18 protein-coding genes are annotated in these 21684 nt (G+C 68.9%); 5 read left to right on the top strand and 13 right to left on the bottom strand.

Annotated features, from left to right (window positions below):
- Window positions 1-16 precede the first annotated feature (16 nt).
- The 5 genes from ACW7GZ_RS09120 to ACW7GZ_RS09100 all read right to left on the bottom strand — a co-directional run bounded on the left by ACW7GZ_RS09120 (window position 17) and on the right by ACW7GZ_RS09100 (window position 5995).
- A complete protein-coding gene (locus ACW7GZ_RS09120) occupies window positions 17-745 on the bottom strand; it encodes a LytR/AlgR family response regulator transcription factor (protein ID WP_457004501.1) in 729 nt (242 codons plus the stop codon).
- On the bottom strand, window positions 742-1812 hold the full coding sequence (locus ACW7GZ_RS09115; protein WP_457004499.1) for a sensor histidine kinase: 1071 nt from the start codon (window positions 1810-1812) through the stop codon (window positions 742-744). Before ACW7GZ_RS09115 ends, ACW7GZ_RS09120 begins: the two co-directional genes overlap by 4 nt.
- 5 nt (window positions 1813-1817) lie before the next feature.
- Window positions 1818-2486, bottom strand: coding sequence for an alpha/beta hydrolase (locus ACW7GZ_RS09110; RefSeq protein ID WP_457004497.1), 669 nt, complete (start codon window positions 2484-2486; stop codon window positions 1818-1820).
- Window positions 2487-2564: 78 nt separating this feature from the next.
- Window positions 2565-4493 (bottom strand): glucans biosynthesis glucosyltransferase MdoH, encoded by a 1929-nt coding sequence (gene mdoH, locus ACW7GZ_RS09105; protein WP_457004495.1) that lies wholly within the window; start codon window positions 4491-4493, stop codon window positions 2565-2567.
- A complete protein-coding gene (locus ACW7GZ_RS09100; RefSeq protein ID WP_457004493.1) occupies window positions 4481-5995 on the bottom strand; it encodes a glucan biosynthesis protein in 1515 nt (504 codons plus the stop codon). The genes mdoH and ACW7GZ_RS09100 overlap by 13 nt, the downstream gene beginning before the upstream one ends.
- Window positions 5996-6151: 156 nt before the next feature.
- Between ACW7GZ_RS09100 and ACW7GZ_RS09095 the strand changes: the two genes are divergently transcribed.
- On the top strand, window positions 6152-7405 hold the full coding sequence (locus ACW7GZ_RS09095) for a TerC family protein (RefSeq protein ID WP_457004491.1): 1254 nt from the start codon (window positions 6152-6154) through the stop codon (window positions 7403-7405).
- A 139-nt stretch (window positions 7406-7544) separates the two neighbouring features.
- Here the strand turns inward: ACW7GZ_RS09095 and ACW7GZ_RS09090 are convergent, their stop codons facing one another.
- Genes ACW7GZ_RS09090 through ACW7GZ_RS09080 form a run of 3 tightly spaced genes read right to left on the bottom strand, consistent with a single transcriptional unit; the run spans window position 7545 to window position 13430 of the window.
- Window positions 7545-9038: an efflux transporter outer membrane subunit gene (locus ACW7GZ_RS09090; RefSeq protein ID WP_457008874.1), complete on the bottom strand. Its 1494-nt coding sequence runs from the start codon at window positions 9036-9038 to the stop codon at window positions 7545-7547.
- The gene (locus tag ACW7GZ_RS09085) at window positions 9031-12198 is read right to left on the bottom strand and encodes an efflux RND transporter permease subunit (protein ID WP_457004487.1); all 3168 of its coding nucleotides are present in this window, start codon (window positions 12196-12198) and stop codon (window positions 9031-9033) included. The genes ACW7GZ_RS09090 and ACW7GZ_RS09085 overlap by 8 nt, the downstream gene beginning before the upstream one ends.
- An 11-nt stretch (window positions 12199-12209) precedes the next feature.
- Complete coding sequence (locus ACW7GZ_RS09080; RefSeq protein WP_457004485.1) at window positions 12210-13430, bottom strand: efflux RND transporter periplasmic adaptor subunit; 1221 nt, start codon at window positions 13428-13430, stop codon at window positions 12210-12212.
- Between the two features lie 160 nt (window positions 13431-13590).
- On the opposite strand from ACW7GZ_RS09080, the gene ACW7GZ_RS09075 reads away from it, so the two are divergent.
- Entirely contained in the window at window positions 13591-14235 is a 645-nt protein-coding gene (locus ACW7GZ_RS09075; RefSeq protein ID WP_457004483.1) for a TetR family transcriptional regulator, read from the top strand.
- A gap of 66 nt (window positions 14236-14301) precedes the next feature.
- Here the strand turns inward: ACW7GZ_RS09075 and ACW7GZ_RS09070 are convergent, their stop codons facing one another.
- Complete coding sequence (locus ACW7GZ_RS09070; protein WP_457008872.1) at window positions 14302-14895, bottom strand: YceI family protein; 594 nt, start codon at window positions 14893-14895, stop codon at window positions 14302-14304.
- Between the two features lie 301 nt (window positions 14896-15196).
- Between ACW7GZ_RS09070 and ACW7GZ_RS09065 the strand changes: the two genes are divergently transcribed.
- From ACW7GZ_RS09065 to ACW7GZ_RS09055, 3 genes are read left to right on the top strand one after another with little or no spacing between them, the layout of a single operon-like run.
- A complete protein-coding gene (locus ACW7GZ_RS09065; protein WP_457004480.1) occupies window positions 15197-15904 on the top strand; it encodes a pirin family protein in 708 nt (235 codons plus the stop codon).
- A 12-nt stretch (window positions 15905-15916) separates the two neighbouring features.
- Window positions 15917-16498, top strand: coding sequence for a cytochrome b (locus ACW7GZ_RS09060; protein WP_457004478.1), 582 nt, complete (start codon window positions 15917-15919; stop codon window positions 16496-16498).
- A gap of 1 nt (window position 16499) precedes the next feature.
- The gene (locus tag ACW7GZ_RS09055; RefSeq protein ID WP_457008870.1) at window positions 16500-17072 is read left to right on the top strand and encodes a YceI family protein; all 573 of its coding nucleotides are present in this window, start codon (window positions 16500-16502) and stop codon (window positions 17070-17072) included.
- A 262-nt stretch (window positions 17073-17334) separates the two neighbouring features.
- Here the strand turns inward: ACW7GZ_RS09055 and ACW7GZ_RS09050 are convergent, their stop codons facing one another.
- From ACW7GZ_RS09050 to fabA, 4 genes are all read right to left on the bottom strand, one after another.
- Window positions 17335-18234, bottom strand: coding sequence for a pirin family protein (locus ACW7GZ_RS09050; protein WP_457008869.1), 900 nt, complete (start codon window positions 18232-18234; stop codon window positions 17335-17337).
- A gap of 236 nt (window positions 18235-18470) precedes the next feature.
- A complete protein-coding gene (locus ACW7GZ_RS09045; protein WP_457008867.1) occupies window positions 18471-19595 on the bottom strand; it encodes an alkene reductase in 1125 nt (374 codons plus the stop codon).
- A 234-nt stretch (window positions 19596-19829) separates the two neighbouring features.
- Window positions 19830-21038: a beta-ketoacyl-ACP synthase I gene (fabB, locus tag ACW7GZ_RS09040; protein WP_457004473.1), complete on the bottom strand. Its 1209-nt coding sequence runs from the start codon at window positions 21036-21038 to the stop codon at window positions 19830-19832.
- On the bottom strand, window positions 21038-21553 hold the full coding sequence (gene fabA / locus ACW7GZ_RS09035) for a bifunctional 3-hydroxydecanoyl-ACP dehydratase/trans-2-decenoyl-ACP isomerase (protein ID WP_457004471.1): 516 nt from the start codon (window positions 21551-21553) through the stop codon (window positions 21038-21040). The genes fabB and fabA overlap by 1 nt, the downstream gene beginning before the upstream one ends.
- Window positions 21554-21684: the final 131 nt, after the last annotated feature.

Below are 21684 nucleotides of genomic sequence, written 5' to 3'. Positions count from 1 at the left end.
GCCGAACCTGCGTCACTCAGCGCCCGCGCAGCATCTCGCGCAGCGGTGCCACGCAGCGGCGGCTGACCTCCAGCGGCTGGGCGCCGTGGCGGAGGATGGCGTGGACGTGGCCCTCGGGGTCGCGGCGGAGTTCGACCAGTTCGTGGCGGGCGACCAGGCAGTTGCGGTGGATGCGCAGGAAGCGGTCGCCGAACTCCTCCTCCAGCGACTTCAGCGATTCCTCGATCAGGTCCTCGCCGCGGGCGTGGTGCACCACCACGTATTTCTCATCGGCCTGCAGGTAGTGGATGTCCTCGATCGGGACCAGGCGCAGGCTGCCGCGCAGGCGCGCGCACAGGTGGGTGCGGCGCTTGCCGCCACCGTCGCCGCGGCTGCGCTCCAGGCCCGCGGCAAAGGTGCGCACGCGGTCGATCGCCGCCTGCAGGCGTTCGGGGCGCACCGGCTTGACCAGGTAGTCGACGGCGGCAGCGTCGAAGGCGGAGAGCGCGTGCGCGTCGTAGGCGGTGCAGAACACCACCGCCGGGCGCGGTTCGAAAGCGGACAGGTGGCGCGCGGCCTCGAGGCCGTCGATGCCGGGCATGGCGATGTCGAGCAGCACCAGGTCGGGCTCGTGCTCGGCGCAGGCCTGCAATGCGCTGCGGCCGTCGCCGGCTTCGGCGACCACCTCGATGTCGGCGTGCGCGGCCAGCAGGCTGCGCAGGCGCTCGCGGGCCAGCGGCTCGTCGTCGGCGATGACCACTTTCATGGCGTCCTCCTCCCCCCCGCTCCCAGCGACAGCTCGCCCAGTGGCAGCTGCAGCTCGCAGGCATAGTAGCCCGCGTCCCAGCCGCAGGTCATGCGCGCGCGCGGGCCGAAGGCGTAGCCCAGGCGGTGCACGATACTGCGCTGCGCATGTCCCGCGCCGTGTACCCCCGGCGCATCCGGCGGCAGCGACGGGTTGCGCACGCTGATCCGCAGCATGTCGTCGTCCGCGGCCAGCGTGATCCCCACCGTGCCGCCCTCGGGCAGCCGCGAGATGCCGTGCAGCACCGCGTTCTCGAGCAGCGGCTGCAGCACCAGCCGCGGCATCGGCAGGTCCCAGGGCAGCGGCTCTTCGCGCTGCCACTCCACGCGCAGGCGCTCACCCAGGCGCAGCTGTTCGATGCGCAGGTAGTGCTCGACCAGCCGCACTTCTTCGGCCAGCGACGAGTCGCCCTCGCCGGCGCCGAGCGCGGCGCGGAACAGGTCTGAAAGATCCAGTACCGCGCGTTCGGCGACCTCAGGGTCGCGCTTCAGCAGGGCGGCGATCATGTTCATGCTGTTGAACAGGAAGTGCGGGCGGATGCGCGCCTGCAGCGCGTCGGCCTCGGCGCGCGCGTGCGCCGCCAGCTGCGCCTGCCAGCGGTCGATGACGTAGAAGTAGCGCAGCGCGAGCGCCGTGATCAGGGTGACCACGCCGGCCGAACCGGTGACAAAGCGCATCGCCGTCGGCCAGCTCCCCGCTTCGCCGACGCTGGCGAACAGCGCATGCACCACCGCCGCCACGACGCCGGCGACGGCTGCGGCAAGCGCCACCGCGACCAGCGCGCCGGTGCGCCGCGGCAGGCGCGACAGCGCGCGCCGCGACACGCACAGCAGCACCGATACCGACAGCGCCAGCCACAGTGCGAAGCCGCTGGTGGAAAGAACGCGCGGCAGGTCCCAGTGGCTGCCCGCATCGGGCACCAGCACCACGACGACGACCACCAGTTGGGCGATGCCGAGCATCGCTGCCAGCCGCCGCAGCCGGCACAGGTCGGGCAGCCACGGCTCGTCGGCGCGCGCGTTGCCCATGGACCTCAGCCCGCCGCGAACCGCCGCGCGAGCCAGTCGCCGAGGTCGCGGATCTCCTCGGCGCAGACCGAATGCGGCATCGGGTAGGCGTGCCAGTCGATCGTGAAACCCAGCTCGCGCAGCAGCGCCGCGCTCTGCTGGCCGGCCTGGAACGGCACCACCGGATCCTGGCTGCCGTGGCCCATGAACACCGGCTGCTTGTTCGCGCCGTCAGCCAGCGCGTCGCGGGCCTTGTTCGCGGAAGGCACGTAGGTGGACAGCGCGACCAGCCCGGCAAGCGGTGCGGCACTGCGCAGGCCCGCGGCCAGAGTGACGGCACCACCCTGCGAGAATCCGGCCAGCACCACGCGCGAACGCGGCACGCCGCGCTCGACCTCGCGCGCGATGAGCGCCTCGACCTGGACCATCGACTCGGCCACGCCGGTTTCGTCGGCGCGGTTGGCCAGGTCGATGTCGACGATGTCGTACCACGCGCGCATCGGCACGCGGTTGTTGATGGTCACCGGGCGCACCGGCGCGTGCGGGAACACGAAGCGCAGCGCCGGCCAGCCCGGGCGCACCAGTTCGGGCACGATCGGCACGAAGTCGCCGCCGTCGGCGCCGAGGCCGTGCAGCCAGATGATGCTCCAGCCCGGGTTCGGTCCGGTCTCGCGCTCGATGCAGTCCAGCAGCATGGCAAGCCTCAATACGGTTGGCGCGCCATTATGCATGGCGCTGCCACGGCGGCCCCGCGGGGCCGCCACCGCCGGCGATCAGGCCGGTGCGTCGGGACGCGTCGCGCGCAGCTCGGTCGCGCGCACCAGCACAGGCGGCGGCGCCAACTCCTCGGGCGTGGCGAAGATGCGCCGCCTGCGCAGCCATTGTCCGGCTGCGTACGACGCACCCAGGGCGACGATCGGAATCGCCAGCACCAGGCCCAGGATCACCGGCGACATCCACGCCGCAAGCGCCGGCGAGACCATCCACGCGGCCACGCCGGCGACGATGCCGGCAAGCGTCAATCCGCCGTACAGGCGCAGCAGCTCGCGCAGCGGCAGCGTGCCGTCATCGCGGCGCTGCGATTCCCATCCGGAGTCCTTGCCGGCCAGCACCCCGGCCACGCCGCGCGACTGCACGTACATGGTCACCGGTGCCATCAGCGCGGCGAGCAGGGTTTCAAGCAGCATGCCGACGAAAGTCCGCCACGCACCGCCACAGCCGCGGCGCATGGCCGGGTCGACCATGGTGGCGAAGTAGCCCATCAGCTTGGGCGACAGCAACATGGTCATCGTCACCACGAACACGGCGATGAATCGGTTCGCGTCCTGCTCGCGCCAGTAGGCCGTGGGCGTGAAGCCCTCCAGGGAAAAATGGCCCCATGAAAAGCCCGCGTGCAACAGCGGAATCGACACGCCCACGATCATCAGCATCGCCCACATCGGCGCGGTGAAATAGTGGCCGATGCCGATCAGCAGGTGCCAGCGGCTGACCCAGTGCAGGCCGCGCCCGGGCAGCACCGCGCCATGCTGCAGGTTGCCCTGGCACCAGCGGCGGTCGCGCACCAGCATGTCGGTCAGCGAAGGCGGACCCTCCTCGTAGCTGCCGCCCAGGCCCGGGATCATGTGCAGCGCCCAGCCGCCGCGGCGCATCAGCGCCGCCTCGACGAAGTCGTGGCTGAGCACGGTGCCGGCGAACGGCTTCACGCCGCTCAGCGCCGGCAGGCCGGCGCACTCGGCGAAGGCGCGCGTGCGCACCATCGCGTTGTGGCCCCAATAGTTGCTCTCGGCGCCGTGCCACCAGGCCACGCCATAGGCGATGACCGGCCCGTACACGCGCCCGGCGAACTGCTGCATGCGCGCGAACAGGGTGTTGCCGTTGACGATCACCGGCAGCGTCTGGATGAGCGCGACATCGTCGTGGCGCTCCATCGCAGCGGCCAGGCGCACCAGGGTGCCGCCGTCCATCACGCTGTCGGCGTCGAGGATCAGGAACTGCGGCCAGCCGCCGCCCCAGCGCCGCACCCAGTCGGCGATGTTGCCGGCCTTGCGCTCGCTGTTGTCCTCGCGCAGGCGGTAGTACACCCTCGCGCCCGGCCCCAGGCGTTCGCACAGGGCGAGGAGCGTCGCCGCTTCTTCCGCCTGGATGGCGGCGTTGCGCGTATCGCTGAGCACGAAGAAATCGAAGCGCTCGAGCTGCCCGGTGGCCGCCAGCGATTCATGCATGGCCTGTACGCCGGCCATCAACCGCGCGGGATCCTCGTTGTAGATCGGCACCAGCAGCGCGGTGCGCGTGGCGAGCGCCGGCAACGGGCCGTGTGCGCTCATGCCCATGCGCAGCGGCCGCCGCTGCAGCAACAGCACGAAGCCGGCGATCGCGCCCACGAAGGCCTGCACGATCCAGGCGAACAGGCCGACGAACAGCACCAGCATCGTGCCCTCGAGCGGATCGATGCCGTCGCCGCGCAGCAGCCACCACAGCTGGTAGGTGGCGATGGCGGTCAGCAGCACGGCGGCGGCGATCACGGCGAAGCGGCGCCAGGCCATGTTCGGCGGCGTGGTCGGGCGCGTCGGGTTGCTGATCGTGCCCCGGTCGAGCGCCTGCACCGGCATCTCGAGCGGTGAACCCGGCGGCAGCGGCGGCAACGCGGGGTGCGCTGTGACCGCGCCGCCCGGCCTCTCGGCGGAAGGGATCACGGTGTCCATCGCGACAGCCATGTTTCGGAGAGGCGCCCGCCGTCACCCTCAAGCCACAGCCGCATTTCGACCGCTGCCGCGCTGCCGGGTTCGAGTTCGAAGCCGACGCGCCAGCCACCACCCTCGGGATTGCGATAGGCGACCGCGTTGCGCAGCGTGCCGGCGCTCGCGGCTGCCTGCACGCGCACGCCGGCGTCGGCCTCCGGCAACGCACCTCCGGCGAAGTCCACGAAGTACTGCCGCGCCTGTGCGCCATCCAGCGCACCACTGCGGGTTGCGACCACGCGCGCAAGGCCCGGGTTCCAGCCGTGATCGGCGGCCCAGTGCAGCCTGTAGCGCCAGCGGTGTTCGCGGCCCGCAGCCAGCGAGGCGCCCGGACGCCAGAAGGCGACGACGTTGTCGGCGTACTCGTTGGCGGTGGGAATCTCGACCAGATGCACCTCGCCCTCGCCCCATGGATCAAGCGGCTCGATCCAGCAGCTGGCGCGCTTTTCGTAGCCGGCCTCAAGATCCTGGTAATCCTCGAAGTGGCGCTTGCGCTGGATCAGGCCGAAACCGCGCGGATCACGATCCTGGAAGCCGCTGTGCTCGACCGTGCCCGGGTTGCGCAGCGGGCGCCAGGCCTGCTCGCCGCTGCCATTGAGCAGGGCCAGGCCGTCGGAGTCATGCACCGCCGGACGCGGATCGTCGATGCCCGCGCGATCGTGGGCATCGAATTCGTACATGCTGGTCAGGGGCGCGATGCCGGCGTTGGCCAGCTCCACGCGCGGGTAGAGCCGCGCATCGACATCGAACACGGTCTCGTCGCCGGGCGTGATCGCGAAGCGGTACGCGCCCGCCACGCTTGGCGAGTCCAGCAGCGCGTGCACCACGACCTTCCCGGCACCGGTTGCCGGCGTCTCAAGCCAGAAGGCGCGGAACAACGGGAACTCTTCGGCACCCGGGTCGCCGCTGCCCAGCGCCAGCGCGCGCGCCGACAGCCCGTAGCCCAGGCCGCGCGCCACGGCGCGGAAGTAGCTGCCGCCAAGGAACGACGCGAACTCGTCCAGCGCTGCGCCGGCCCGCCCCGTGGCGTGCAGGCGGAAGCCGGCAAATCCCAGGTCCGTTCCCGCCGGCGGCTGCGGCGCGCCATGGTCGAAGCGGAACAACGAAGGCGAATAGGCGAACGGCCGGCTGCGCCCGCCTTCCACCACGTGCATCTCCACCCGGTCGCGGAACATGTAGCCGCGGTGGAAAAACTGTGCCTCGAAGCCACGCCCCTGCCCGCTCCACAGCGCACGCTCCGGCCTGTAGCGGTAATCGCGGTAGCGGTCGTAGCCGATGTCGTCGAGCACGGCCGGCAGCTCGCGCGAGGGGGCGCGATACGCGGCGGCGGCAAGCGCCGCGGCCAGCGCCGGCACCGAAGCGTCGTCGAACGCGGCGCCATCACCGGTGGCGGCCAGGGCGCGGCCGGGCAGCGTAAAGGCCGCCGGCAGGGCCAGGCCTGCCAGCAGGAGTTCTCGTCGGTGCAAGGTGGTTGCCAAGGGTCGGGGGATCGCGCCGGAATATAGCCTGCGCCTGCCGGTGGCCTTCACGCATGGCTAACTTTTTGCCCGGCGCGAAGCCGTGACGCGCAGGCCACGTGCCGCATGCGATGCTCGCCGCGCTGCACACCCCACGGGACCCCGATGCCGACGACCACCCCGCTTGTCTGGGAAGCCACGATCGTCCTGATCATCGGCCTGCTGGCGTTCGACTATTTTTTCCACGTGCGCAAGGCGCACGCGCCGACGCTGCGCGAAGCCACCATCTGGTCCGCGCTGTATATCGGCATCGCGCTGCTGTTCGGCGTCGCGGTGTGGACCTGGGGCGGCGCCGACATGGGCGCGGAATATTTCTCCGGCTACATCACCGAGAAGGCGCTGTCGATCGACAACGTCTTCGTGTTCCTGGTGATCATGTCCAGCTTCAAGGTCCCGCGCGAATACCAGCAGAAGGTGCTGCTGTTCGGGATCACCTTTGCGCTGATGGCACGCACGGTGTTCATCCTGCTGGGCGCGGCCCTGATCGACAACTTCGCCTGGGTGTTCTACCTGTTCGGCCTGGCGCTGCTGATCACCGCGGGCAACCTGCTGGCACCCGACGACCACGGCGAGGACAAGCCCAACATCGTGGTCCGCGTCGTGCGGCGGATGTTCCATTCCAGCCCGCATTACGACGGCGACAGGCTGTTCACCACCTGGCAGGGCAAGCGCGCGCTGACGCCGATGCTGCTGGTGATGCTGGCGATCGGCGGCACCGACATCCTGTTCGCATTCGACTCGATTCCGGCGATCTTCGGCCTGACCCAGAACGTCTTCATCGTGTTCACCGCCACCGCGTTCTCGCTGCTGGGCCTGCGCCAGCTGTACTTCCTGGTCGGCGGGCTGCTCGAACGCCTGGTCTACCTGTCGATCGGCCTGGCGGCGGTGCTGGCCTTCATCGGCATCAAGCTGGTGCTGCACGCGCTGCACGAGAACAACCTGCCCTTCATCAATGATGGCCAACCGGTGCCGGTGATCGAAATCGGCACCTGGACCTCGCTGGTGGTGATCGTGGCGATCCTGCTGGTGACCGTGGTGTCCTCGCTGACCAGTCCCAAGGGCAAGGCGAAGGTGGCGGTGTCGGCGCTGCGGCAGAAGGTCGCCGACTACCTGTCGCTACCGCCCGACGTTGCGCCGGCGGTGCGACGCGGGATGTTCGACGACATCCGGGCCAGCCAGGCGCGCGTGGGCGCGCTGGAGCCACGCTTCAAGGCGATGGTGAAGCGGCCCGACGTGCTGCAGCAAGACCTGCAGCGCGCGCACGAGGCGCATGCCGCAGCGACCGGAACGCCGCTGCGGTCGAGCCGGCTCGACCTGCCGCCCCCGCCGGACAACGAAGACGGCGACGGCGGCCACTGAGGCGGCTCCCCAAGGCGCAGCAGACCACATTTCCTGTGGACAGCCCCCTTGTGGGAGCAGCTATAGCTGCCCCCACAATGCGGCTGTAGCCGCTCCTACATGGGGCTTCCGAGTGGGCTGCCGGACCCCTGGTGGGGAATCAGCCCTGCGTCGCTGCCGCCGGTAGTGCGCTGTCTTCGAGCCAGCCACCGCCGAGCACGCGATACAGGGTGACGCGATTGGCCTGTTCGGCCAGGCGCGTGGCCACCAGCGCCTGCTGTGCGCTGTACAGCGTGCGCTGGGCGTCGAGCTGCGACAGATAGCTGTCGAAGCCGGCCTCGAAGCGCACGCGCGCCAGCGACTCGGCACGAGTGGCGGCATCGACCAGGTCCTGCTGCGCGGCGACCTGCGCCGCCAGGGTCTGCGACAGCACCAGCGCGTCGGCGACCTCGCGGAAGCCGGACTGGATGGCCTGCTCGTACTGCGCCAGCGCGATGTCGCGATCGGCGGTGGCCATGCCGAGCGCCGCCTTCAGCCGGCCCCCTTGGAAGATCGGCAGGTTGATGCGCGGGATGAAACTCCAGAGCCTGGTGCCGCCGTCGAACAGCCCCGACAGCTCGTCGCTTGCGGAACCGACGCTTCCGGTCAGCGTGATCGACGGGAAGAACGCCGCGCGCGCGGCGCCGATGTTGGCGCTCGCGGCCAGCAGCCGGTGCTCGGCAGCGATCACGTCTGGACGGCGCAGCAGCACCTCTGCATCGAGCCCGCCCGGTACCGCGGCCAGCCCGGTGACCGGGCCGACCCTGGCATCGGGCAGCAGTGCGGCATCCACCTGCGCACCTGCCAGCAGGTTGAGCGCATTGCGGTCCTGCGCCACCTGGCCGGCCAGGCGTTCGACGTCGACGCGCGCGCCGGCCACCTGGGTGCGGACCTGCTCCAACTCCAGCGCTGACGTTGCGCCCAGTTCGAAGCGCTGCGTGCTCAGGTCCAGGGTCTGCCGGTAGGTCGCCAGCGCGGCCTCGGACAGCCGCAGCTGCTCCTGGTCGGCGGCCAGCGCCAGCCAGGTACCGGCGACCTCGGCGACAAGAGACAGCTGCGCCGCGCGCTGCGCTTCTTCGGTGGCGAGGTAGTGCTGCAACGCCGACTCGCCGAGGTTGCGCACGCGGCCGAACAGATCGAGTTCGAACGCGGCGAGTCCGATGCCCGCGGTGTATTGCTCCGTCACCGGGATGTCGCCGCCCACGCGCTCGAGCATCGCTTCCGCGCCGATCGAAGGCAGCCGATCGGCGCGCTGGATGCGGTACTGCGACCGCGCACGCTCGACGTTGACGATCGCCACCCGCAGGTCGCGGTTGTTGTCGAGCGCCAGCGCAACGACGCCCTCCAGCCGCGCATCGGCGAAGAAGTCGCGCCAGCCGATGTCGGCCATCGGCCGCGATGCCATGGCGCCGGTGCTGCCGGGTCCACGCGCATCGACGCCCGCGGCGTCCGCATCGCGCGCGGCCGATTTCGCATCCCCGGCCGTCACTTCGGGCATCGGCCAGGCCGCGGGAATTCCGGCCTGCGCTGCGGGCGTGGCGGGTACCAGGGTGGCGCAGCCGCTGGCGGCGAGGACCGCCGCCAGGGCGAGCGCGAGGCTTGCATGCTTACTCATGGTCGATGGCTCCCGCGGAGGCGGGCTGCGAGTCGGCCTTGCCGCGCCTGCCGCTGAACAGCTTCTGGATCACCACGAAGAACAGCGGGATGAAGAACACGCCCAGCAGCGTGCCGACGACCATGCCGCCGACCACGCCGGTACCGATCGCGCGCTGCGCACCGGAACCGGCGCCCGTTGCGATGGCCAGCGGCAGTACGCCCAGGCCAAAGGCGAGCGAGGTCATGATGATCGGACGCAGGCGATCACGGACAGCCTGCATGGTGGCCGCCACCACCTCCATGCCGCTTTCCACGTTGGCCTTCGCGAACTCCACGATCAGGATCGCGTTCTTGCTGGTGAGTCCCACCGTGGTCAGCATCGCCACCTGGAAGTAGACGTCGCGCTCCATGCCCATCAGCGTGTTGGCCAGCACCGCGCCCAAGATGCCCAATGGCGCCACCAGCAACACTGCCGTCGGCACCGTCCAGCTCTCGTACAGCGCGGCGAGGCACAGGAAGATGATGAGCAGCGACAGCGTGTACAGCAGCGGCGTCTGCGAGCCGGACTCGCGCTCCTGGTAGGAGACGGCCGTCCATTCAATGCCGAAACCCGGTGGCAACTGTTCGGCCAGGCGTTCGATCTCGTCCATGGCCTCGCCCGACGACAGGCCCGGCGCGGCCTCGCCCTGGATCTCCACCGACGGCACGCCGTCGTAGCGCTCCAGTCGTGGCGAGCCGTAGTCCCAGTGCGAGCTGCCGAAGGCGCTGAACGGCACCATCTCGCCGACGCTGTTCTTCACCGACCACAGATTGAAATCCTCCGGGGTCATGCGAAACGGCGCATCGGCCTGGATGTAGACGCGCTTGATGCGGCCACGGTCGATGAAGTCGTCGATGTACTGGCCGCCCCAGGCCGCTGCGAGGGTGGCATTGATCATGTCCTGCGACAGCCCGAGCGCACCCGCCCTGGCCACGTCCACGTCGATCCGAAGCTGCGGCGTGTCCTCCTGGCCATTGGGACGCACGTTGGCGAGCAGTGCGCTTTCTCCGGCCAGGCCAAGCAGCTGGTTGCGCGCGGCAATCAACGCGTCATGGCCCTGGGCCCCGGTGTCCTGGAGGTAGAAGGAGTAGCCGCTGGCAATACCGAGCTCGGGCATGGCCGGGGGGGCAATCACGAAGATGAAGGCATCCTTGATTCCGCCAAGTGCGGCATTGCCACGCGCAGCGACTGCTTCGGCGCTGAGATCGGCGTTGCCGCGTTCGCTCCAGTCCTTGAGCTTGACGAAGGCGATGCCCGTGTTCTGGCCCATGCCCGCGAAGCTGAAGCCCTGGATCGCGAACACCGACTCGACCGCGTCTTTCTCGTTTTCGAGGAAGTGCTTCTCAAGCGCCGCAATCGACTCCAGCGTGCGCTCCTGCGTCGCGCCGACCGGAGTCTGCACCATCACCATCAGCACGCCCTGGTCTTCGTTGGGCAGGAAGGAGCTGGGCATGCGTGCGAACAGCAGCCCCATCACCAGCGCCAGCGCCGCGAACACGGCCATGAAGCGCCACGGACGCTCGAGGATGCCGCGCACGCCGCGCTGGTACTTGCCGCTGGTCTTCTCGAAGCTACGGTTGAACCAGCCGAAGAAGCGGGCGAACCAGCCGGTGCCGCTGTCATGCGACTCGCCCTTCTTCAGCGGCTTGAGCATGGTCGCGCACAGCGCCGGGGTCAGCACGATGGCAACGATCACCGACAGCGTCATCGCCGAGACGATCGTCACGGTGAACTGCCGGTAGATCACCCCGGTGGAGCCCGACATGAAGGCCATCGGCACGAACACCGCCGACAGCACCACGCCGATGCCGACCAGGGCGCCGGTGATCTGGTCCATCGACTTGCGCGTGGCTTCAAGCGGCGACAGCCCCTCTTCGGCCATGATGCGTTCGACGTTCTCCACCACCACGATGGCGTCGTCGACCAGAAGGCCGATCGCCAGCACCATCGCGAACATGGTCAGCATGTTCACCGAGAAGCCCAGCGCCGCGAGCACGCCGAAGGTGCCCAGCAGTACCACCGGCACCGCGATCGTCGGGATCAGGGTCGCGCGGAAGTTCTGCAGGAACAGGTACATCACCAGGAACACCAGCACGATGGCCTCGAGCAGGGTCACGATCACGCCCTTGATCGACACCTGCACGAAGGGCGTGGTGTCGAACGGCACGACCGCCTTCAGGCCCGGCGGGTAGTACGGTTCCAGCTCGGCCAGGGCCTGCTTCACGCCCTCGGCGGTATCGAGCGCGTTGGCGCCGGTGGCCAGCGAAATCGCGACGCCGGTGGCCTGCTGGCCGTTGTAGCGGGAGTCGAACTCGTAGCTCTCGGTGCCCATTTCGACGCGCGCGATGTCGCCAAGTCGCAGCGCCGAGCCGTCGGGATTGCTGCGCACGATGATGTCGCGGAACTGCTCCGGCGTCTGCAGCCGGTCCTGGGCGTTGATCGTGGCGTTGATCTGCTGGCCGTCGATCGCCGGCGCACCGCCCAGCGAACCGATCGCGACCTGTGCGTTCTGGGCCGTGATCGCGGCGGTGACCTCGGGGATCGACAGCGCGTAGGTGTGCAGCTTGTTCGGGTCCAGCCAGATGCGCATGGCGTACTTGCCGCCGAACACCTGGATGGTGCCGACGCCCGGCACGCGGCTGAGCGGGTCGACGATGTTGGCGCCGACGTAGTCGGCGATGTCGACCTTGTCCATGCTGCCGTCTTCGGACACGAAGCCGATCACCTGCAGGAAGCTCGACGTCGACTTGCTGACGTTCACGCCCTGGCGCTGCACCTCCTGCGGCAGCAGCGGCATGGCCAGCTGCAGCTTGTTCTGCACCTGCACCTGGGCAATGTCGCCGTCGGTGCCGGTTTCGAAGGTCACGGTGATGGTCGCCATGCCGTTGGACGACGACTGCGACGAGAAGTACATCAGGCCGTCCAGGCCCTTCATGTTCTGCTCGATGATCTGGGTCACCGAGTCCTCGACCACCTTGGCCGACGCACCGGGATACGTTGCCCGGATCTCGACGCTCGGCGGCGCCACGGTGGGATACATCGACACCGGCAGGCTGAAGATCGACAGCGCGCCGGCAAGCATGATGATGATCGCGATGACCCACGCGAAGATGGGTCGGTCAATGAAGAAACGTGCCATGGCGGTCTCCGTTATTCCTGCGCAGCCGGCGCGGGCCCGGTGGCGGCGTCGGCCGCGGCGGTGTCCGCGGCGTCAGCATTGCCGGCGCCGGGCAGGCGCGGCGCGCGCGCCTCCTCCGTCACTTCGACCGTGGCGCCCGGCGCGATCTTCTGCAGGCCCTCGACCACCACGCGGTCGCCGGCGGCCAGGCCGGACTCGACCAGCCACTGGTCGCCGATGGTCTGGCTGACCACCACCGGACGCTGCTCGACCACGCCCTCGGCATTGACCACCAGCGCCGAGGTATCGCCCTTCGGATCGCGGGCCACGCCCTGCTGCGGCACCAGCAGCGCGTTCTGGCGCACGCCGGCGCCGAGCTTTGCGCGCACGTACATGCCGGGCATCAGCACATGGTCGGGGTTGGGCACTTCGACGCGCAGCGAGAAGCTGCCGGTGGAGGGGTCCACGGCCACTTCCGAGAACTTGAGGCTGCCGGGATGCGTGAACTCGCTGCCGTCCTCCAGCAGGATCGTCACCGGCATGCCTTCGGTGCTCTCCAGGCGCCCGGCTTCCAGCGAACGGCGCAGGTCCAGGAGCTCGGTGGCGGACTGGGTGAGGTCGACATGGATCGGATCGAGTTGCTGCACGGTCGCCAGCGCGGCCGGCTGGTTCGCGGTTACCAGCGCGCCCTGGGTGACGCTGGATTTGCCGATGCGGCCGCTGATGGGCGACGTGATCCGGGCATAGCCCAGGGTCACGTTGGCCGCATCGAGCGCGGCGCGCGCGGCACCGACATCGGCCTCGGCCTGCGCGAGCGCAGCGGTGGCGTTGTCGTGGTCCTGCTTGCTGACCGCGGACACCTTCACCAGCTCGGCGGTGCGGCTGGCGGTCAGGCGGGCGGCGGTGCGGGTGGCCTCGGCGCGTTTGAGCTGGGCGCGGGCGCTGTTGGCCGCGGCGCGATAGCTGGCGTCGTCGATCTGGTACAGCGGCTCCCCGGCCTCGACCAGGCTGCCCTCGGTGAACAGGCGCTTGGCCACGATGCCGTTGACCTGCGGCCGGACCTCGGCCACCAGCCATGCGTTGGTCCGCCCCGGGAGCTCGCGGGTGATGGTCACCGGACGGGCCTCGAGGGTGGCGACGGTGACCGCGGGCTTCGGGGCCTCGGCGCCCTCTTGGCCACCGCTGCAGGCAGCAAGCAATGCGGTGGCAAGGACGAGAAGCACGGGGCGGACACGGCGGAGGGTCGTGGTCATGTGGGGAGAGGCCTTGTGGGGATTCGAAAACGGCACGCCCAGCGACCGGGACCCCGCTGGTGCGGCATCGGTGCTGGGCGTTTCAGGTGATGTGATGTAATATACATACATGGATGTATGTATGTCAAAGGGCGAATTCGCGCCCGTAATGGAACAATGAATGATGGCGAGAAGGACGAAGGAAGACGCGTTGGCCACGCGCGAGGGCATCCTCGACGCGGCGGAGGACTGCTTCCGCGAGAAGGGCCTGTCCGGCACCAGCCTGGAAGCCATCGCGGTGCGCGCCGGGGTGACGCGCGGCGCCGTCTACTGGCACTTCAAGAACAAGGCCGAAGTGCTGGAGGCGATGATCAACCGCGTCAGCCTGCCCTTCTTCCACGGACTGGAGCGCGTGTCGCGCCCCGACGGCATAACGCCGCTGCTGGACCTGCGAGAATTGCTGCGGCAGTCCTTCGCCGACCTGGTGCACACGCCGCGGGTGCGCGCCACGCTCGAGGTGCTCGAACTGCGCTGTGAGATCCCGGCTGCCGACGACGCCTTGGCCACGCTGCGCAAGACCGGCATGCACCAGACCCTGTCACGCATCAAGGCCGCCTTCCGCCGCGCGGAAGCGCTGGGCCAACTGCGCGAGGACATGAGCGTGGAGAGCTGCGCGCGCACCCTGCACTTCATCATCGGCGGTGCGCTGCGCATGCACCTGGTGGATCCCGAGGAAATCGACCTGGAGCGCGACGGCCTGGCCGCGGTCGAGCTCGTCCTGCGCGGCTGCGCGCGCGACCCCTCGCAGCTCGACGCGAAGGGCTGATTCCTTCCCGGTCTTCGGGCAGGTGGGGGCCGCGGCCGGGACGGACCCGGCGCGCGGACGCTGCGCTTACTCGCCCTGCTTGGGCACCGCGGCTTCGGTGGTGATGCGCAGCTGCACCTCGTCGCTGACGTAGGGCGCGTTCATGCCCAGGCCGAAGTCGGTGCGCTTGAGCGTGGCCACGGCGTCGAAGCCGGCGGCCGGCTGGCTGGTCATCGGATGGTTGGCCACTTTGTTGATGGTGGCGTCGAGTACCACCGGCTTGGTGATGTCCTTGATGGTCAGGTCACCGGTGATCTTGAGCTTGCCTTCGCCCGCGGATTCCACGGCGGTGCTCTTGAAGGTCGCCTGCGGATACTTGGCGGCGTCGAAGAAGTCATCGCTCAGCAGGTGCTCGTCGAAGGCCTTCACGTGCGAGGACAGGCCGGCCAGCGGCAGGATGACCTCGACGCTGGAGGCGGCGACATTGTCGGCGTCATAGGTGATGGTGCCTTCGACCTGGCCGAAATGGGCGATCGGGTTGGAGAAGCCGAGGTGGTTCCACTGCGCAACGACGTCGGTGTGGCTGGCGTCGATGGTGTAGGTCACCGGGGCGGCAAAGGCGTAGGCCGACGCGGCGGCGAGGGCAAGGCCGAGGATGGTGCAAGGGATGCGGCTGGACATGACGGACTCCTGGATGAGGTAGTGCTTCGCGGATGGTGGCGGGCTCGAGAGGACCGCGGGACACAGGTCATCAACCGAGGCCGACAGTCTATCGTTCTGAATTATCGTTTTGTTTAACAATATTGCAACGACTGATCGCAAATATAGAACAGCAACCGGTTTAATCTGCGGCGTTCGTCCTGGGCGCCAATTGACCGCTAAAATAGAACAATGATTGGTTCCTCGCGGTGTTTATTCTACAAGCGATGCCAATCACACTACTCCTCCAGCGCGCAGAGTCGCTCGCAACGGAGTCCGCATCATGATCACCTACCGTCCCGCAAATGAACGCGGCCACGCCCGGCACGGCTGGCTCGAGTCCTGGCACAGCTTCTCCTTCGCAGGTTACAACGATCCCGAGCACGTGCACTGGGGTCCGTTGCGCGTGATCAACGAGGATCGCGTACAGGCCGGCCAGGGCTTCGGCACCCACAGCCACCGCGACATGGAGATCATCAGCTACGTGATCGACGGCGCGCTGGCGCACAGGGATTCGATGGGCAACAGCGCGGCCATCGTGCCCGGTGAAGTGCAGCGCCTGAGCGCGGGCAGCGGCATCACCCACTCCGAGTACAACCACGACCAGGAAGGCCTGACGCACTTCCTGCAGATCTGGATCATCCCCGAGGCCCAGGGCATCACGCCCAGCTACGAGCAGAAAGCGTGGACCGACGCCGACAAGCGCGGCCGCCTGCGCCTGGTCGCCAGCCGCGACGGCAGCGAGGGATCGGTCACCATTTACCAGGACGCGCGCATGTACGCAGGCCTGTTCGACGGCGACGAGGCGGCCACGCTCGACATCGCCCCCGGGCGCCTGGCCTACATGCACGTCGTGCGCGGCGCGGCGATGGTCAACGGCCACGCCGTTTCCGCCGGCGACGCGCTGCTGTACGCCGACGAGCCGCACGTCGAGATCGCCAGCGGCGACAATGCCGAGATCCTGGTCTTCGACCTGCCACGACTCCAATAAGGGACAGCAACCGTGCAAATCCGAAATTCCGAACACCGTTGGGGTCCTGTCAGCATGTTGCTGCACTGGGCGATCGTGCTCCTGGTCGGCTGGATGGCCTGGCTGGGCCTGACCATGGTCGACCTGCCGCCGACGCCTGCGAAGATCAACACCTACGCGCTGCACAAGTCGCTGGGCCTGACGCTGCTGGCGTTGGTGGCAGTGCGCATGGCCTGGCGGCTGTTCGCCGGTGCACCGAAGCCGGTGCCGGGCACTCCGGCCTGGCAGGAGCGCATCGCGAGCGTCACCCACATCGCCCTGTACGTGCTGCTGTTCGCGATCCCGCTGAGCGGCTGGGTCTTCAACTCGGCCTCCGGCTATCCGCTGCAGTGGTTCAAGCAGTTCAACCTGCCGTCGATCGCCGGACGCAGCGAAGACCTGGCCGCAACCGCGATCCAGGTGCACGAATACGGCTTCTGGCTGCTGATCCTGCTGGTGCTGGCGCATGCCGGCGCCGCGTTCTACCACCACATTTTCCAGGGCGACGACACCCTGCGGCGCATGCTGCCCTCGCTGCGCCGCGCCGACGCCCCCGACCCGACTTCGGAGCACTGACATGAACACCCGCAGCCTTCGCAACCGCCTCCTGCCCCTCGCCCTCGCCGCTGCGATCACCGCGGCCGCCGCACCGGCCACCGCCGCCGACTACGTCCAGTCCTCCGGCGCGCTGAGCTTCGCCAGCGAATACCAGGGCGAGACCTTCGTCGGCCTGTTCCCCGACTTCAGGACCACGCTGAGCTTCGACCCGGCTGCACCTCAGGAGGCGAAGCTCGACGTCACCATCCCGCTGGCCACTGCGGACACCAAGAACGACGACCGCGACGGCACGCTCAAGACCGGCGACTTCTTCAACATCGCCAAGTTCGCCACCGCTCGCTACATGGCAACCGGCTTCCGCAGCCTGGGCGACAACCGCTACGTCGCCGACGGCACGCTGGAGCTGCGCGGAGTAAAGAAGCCGGTGGCGCTGGCGATCACCTGGACCCCGGGCCAGCAGCCGGTTCTGGTCGGCAATGCCACGGTCAAGCGCCTGGACTTCGGCGTCGGCGCCGGTGATTGGGGCGACGTGTCGATCATCCCCGACGACGTCGCGATTTCCACCAAGGTGACCTTCACCCCCGCGCGCTGATCGCGCGAACCGCCAACCGCCAACCGCAACTGCAACTGCAACTGAAACCCATCAACGACCGACGGCGAACGGCGCAGAACCAACCGCGCACGGCGCACGACGCACGACGAATACTGTGGGAGCAGCTATAGCTGCGATCGCCTTCGCTGAAAAGCATCGCAGCCATGACTGCTCCTACAGTCCCGGATTGCCGGCGGATCGGGATGCCAAGGTCGCGGATTATCGAAGGGTCGGTATGTCGAACCCGACCTTCGCGCGCGACTCAGGACATCGGCTCCGGCTCCACCATCCGGCCGACTTTCGGCGGCAGCGGGATGAACTCGCCGTTGTCCAGGTCCGGCAGCTTCATCCGGCCTGCGGCCCAGTCCGCGCGTGCCTGCTCGATGCGCTCCTTCGACGATGAGACGAAGTTCCAGTCGATGTAGCGCGGCCCCACGGGCTCGCCGCCCAGCGCCATGACCACCGCATCGCTGAGCGCCGCGATCGTCGCCGCCTTGCCTGGCGTCAGGAGCGCCATGCTCCCGGCCTCGACGCGCTGGCCGGCCACTTCGACATCACCTCGCACGACATACACCGCACGCTCGCTGTACTCCGCCGGCAACGACGCGCGCGAACCCGCTCGCAGCTGCCAATGCACGTAGAACTGCGGCGAATCGGTCTTCACCGGCGATTCGATGCCCGCCAGCCGCCCCGCGATCAGGCGGCCGACGATGCCGTCGCCTTCGAACACCGGCAGCGCATTGCTGCCGTAGTGCCAGAAGCCGGGATCGACTTCCTCGCGCTCGTCCGGCAGCGCGACCCAGGCCTGGATGCCGTCCATGGGACCGCCATTGGCACGCAGTTCCTCGAAACGCTCGGAGTGGGTGATGCCGCGGCCCGAGGTCATCCAGTTGACTTCGCCCGGCCGGATCGACTGCTCGGAACCCAGGCTGTCGCGATGCATGATCTCGCCGTCGAACAGGTAGGTGATTGTCGACAGGCCGATATGCGGATGCGGGCGGACATCGGCCTCGCGCGGCAGGCCCGGCTCCATCAGCTTGGGACCCATGCGATCGAAAAAGATATAGGGGCCGACCATCCGACGCTTCGCGAACGGCAGTACGCGGCCGACTTCGAAGGCGCCAAGATCACGCGTGCGCTGCTTGATGATGAGTTCGATCATGGGAAACCTCCGGTGGACCTGCGCCGCCGACAGCGGATCGCCTTGCACATGGATCCGGACAGTCGCGGCTACCACGCGCCTTCGGGAACGTTCATGTCGACATCCAGCCTACGCGCTGCCGAGGGTGCCTGCAGCATGCGAGAGACGGCCGCGGCGCGAGCCCTGAAGCCGCGCAGCTGCCCGAGGGCGCCGGACGCATCCACGCGAGTGGGCGACCGGCGCACCCCGCCCCGGCTTCAGGTCGACTCGGCCTCGGTTTCAGGCTCGACGCGGTACGCCGGATAGTCGATATAGCCCTCCTCCCCGCCGCCATAGAACGTGGAGCTGTCGCCCTCGGCCAGCGGCCAGTCGTTGCGCAGGCGCTCCACCAGGTCGGGGTTGGCGATGAACGGGCGGCCGAAGGCGACCAGGTCGGCAAGTCCGCCCGCCACGTCTGCCGCAGCGCTTTCGCGCGTGTAGTTGCCCGCCAGGATCAGCGTGCCACCGGCATACGCCTCGCGGAACGTGGTGAGAAAGCGTTCGCCGGCCGCGGCCACGATCGCCTCGCGGTTGCTGAGGTGCACGTATGCCAGGTTGCGCGTGGCCAGCTCGCGGGCCAGCGCCAGCCAGGTGTCGGCCTCGCCATCAAAGGCCGGCATGTCGAAGATGCGGTTGAAGGGCGACAGCCGGATGCCGACGCGCCGGCTACCGATGGCGGCCACGACCGCGTCGACGGTTTCGAGCACGAAGCGCAGGCGGTTGGCGATGTCGCTGCCGCCGTAGGCGTCGTCGCGCGTGTTGAGCCCGCCGTTGATGAACTGCTCGAACAGGTAGCCGTTGGCACCGTGGATCTCGATGCCGTCGAAGCCGGCTTCGATCGCGTTGCGCGCCGCGGCGACGAAGTGCGCGGTGATGCCCGGGAGTTCGCCCGCGGCCAGCGCGCGCGGGGTGCTCGCCGGCATCTGTCCCGGCGTGCCGTCCTCGCGATAGCCGAAGGCCTGCACGCCTTCGGCGGCCTTCGCCACGGCCCCCACCGGCGCGCGTTCGCCGGGCTGCAGCGACACGTGCGACAGGCGCCCCACGTGCCAGAGCTGCGCGAACACGGCGCCGCCCTCGGCGTGCACCGCGGCGGTCACCGCCTTCCAGCCGGCGACCTGGGCCCTGGTATGCAGGCCGGGCGTGAACAGATAGCCGCGCGCCTGCTCCGAGACCTGCGCGCCCTCGGTAACGATCAGGCCGGCGCCGGCGCGCTGCGCGTAATAGGTCGCGGTGAGCGCGTCGGGCACGGTGCTGACGGCGCGGGAGCGGGTCATGGGGGCCATGACGATGCGGTTGCGCAGCGCCAGGGCGCCGAGGTCACAGCGATCGAAAAGTGTGCTCATGAAGGGGTCCGAATGGTTCCAGTGACGTATGCATCCAATCTACGTCGCCGGCACCCGTCGCGGGTGCGCGGCCATGGAACGATGGATCCCGGACGGCGCGTGCCGGCGCGGAGGAAGCCACAGGAGCACCGGAAACCGGTAGGAGCAGCTACAGCTGCGACCAGAAAGCAGCGAGTGCCGGTCGCAGCTGTAGCTGCTCCTACTGGAAGGTGCGGGGTGGCCCGGGTTGGGCGGTCAGACCCGCGCGAACACCAGGCTGCCGTTGGTGCCGCCGAAGCCGAAGCTGTTCGACATCACCGTGTCCAGCTTCGCATCGCGGCTTTCACGCACGATGGGGAAGCCTTCCGCGCGCGGATCGAGCGTATCGATATGCGCGGAGCCGGCGATGAAGCCGTCGCGCATCATCAGCAGGCTGTAGATCGCCTCGTGCACGCTGGCCGCGCCGAGCGAGTGCCCGGTCAGCGCCTTGGTCGAGGACAGCGGCGGCATCCGCTCGCCGAAGGCTGCGCGCACCGCCTCGAGCTCGACGATGTCGCCAAGCGGCGTCGAGGTGCCGTGGGTGTTGAGGTAGTCCACCGGCGCGTGCACCGTGGCCAACGCGTTCTGCATGCAGCGCACTGCGCCTTCGCCACTGGGCGCGACCATGTCGGCGCCGTCGGAGGTCACGCCGTAGCCGACAAGCTCGGCATGGATGGTGGCGCCGCGCGCCTTCGCGTGCTCGTACTCCTCCAGCACCAGCATGCCGCCGCCACCGGCGATGACAAAGCCGTCGCGGCCTGCGTCATAGGGGCGCGAGGCCACCGCGGGCGTGTCGTTGTAGCCGGACGAGAGCGCGCCCATGGCGTCGAACATGACGCTCATCGCCCAATGCTCTTCCTCGCCGCCGCCGGCGATGACCACGTCCTGGGCACCGTGGCGGATCAGGTCCGCGCCGGCGCCGATGCAGTGCGCCGAGGTGGCGCAGGCGGCCGAGATCGAATAGCTCAGGCCGAGGATGCCGAACGCGGTGGCCAACGTTGCCGACACCGTCGAGCACATCGTGCGCGGCACCATGTACGGACCGACCTTGCGCACGCCCTTGGCGCGCAGCAGGTCCGCGGTGGCGACCTGCCACTCGGCCGAGCCGCCGCCGGAGCCGGCGATCACGCCCACGCGCGGGTTGCTGACCTGCTCGGCCGACAGCCCGGCGTGCGCGAGCGCATCGCGCATCGCCACCCAGGCGTACGCCGCGGCATCGCCCATGAAGCGCTTGCGCTTGCGGTCGATCTCGGCGTCGAGGTCGATCACCGGCATGCCCGCGACCTGGCTGCGCAGGCCCAGCTCTGCGTACTCCGGCGCCGCGGTGATTCCACTGCGTCCCTCGCGCAGCGCGCGCGAGACGTCATCAAGCTTGTTGCCAAGGCAGGACACGATGCCCATGCCTGTCACGACTACGCGGCGCATCAGTTGTCCTCCAGATCCTTGAACAGGCCTACCCGCATGCTGCGGACGACGTAGATTTCCTTGTCGTCGACGAAGGTTCGGCCGTCGGCGATCACCAGCGGCACCTTGCCGCGCATCACGCGTTTGATGTCGATCTCGTAGCGCACGCGCTTCGCGGTCGGCAGCACCTGGCCGGAGAACTTGAGTTCGCCGCAGCCCAGTGCCCGGCCGCGGCCGGGTTCGCCCAGCCAGGGCAAGTAGAAACCGGCAAGCTGGAACATCGCGTCAAGGCCCAGGCAGCCGGGCATCACCGGGTCGCCGAGGAAGTGGCATTCGAAAAACCACATGGACGGGTCGATGTCGAGCTCGGCGACGATCACGCCCTTGCCGTAGGCACCGCCCTCGCTTGCGATGTGGGTGATGCGATCCATCATCAACATCGGAGGGGCCGGCAGGCGGGCATTGCCTTCGCCGAACATTTCACCGCGGCCACAGGCCAGCAGTTGCTCACGGTCGATGGAAGAAGGTCGCGTCATGGGACTCCCGGATCAGTGCGGCGCAGGCGCCGGAAAGACCGACATTGTGCACCACGCAGGCGGCGGCGCGCCTGATCCCGGTCAGCAATCCGGCCGCGGCGGCGGCGGGAATTTCGATGCGCGTGCGTACG

It is taken from the genome of Luteimonas sp. A537 (assembly GCF_054052065.1).
Note: the sequence above shows the minus strand (reverse complement) of the source record. Positions and strands in the feature narration are given on the sequence as shown.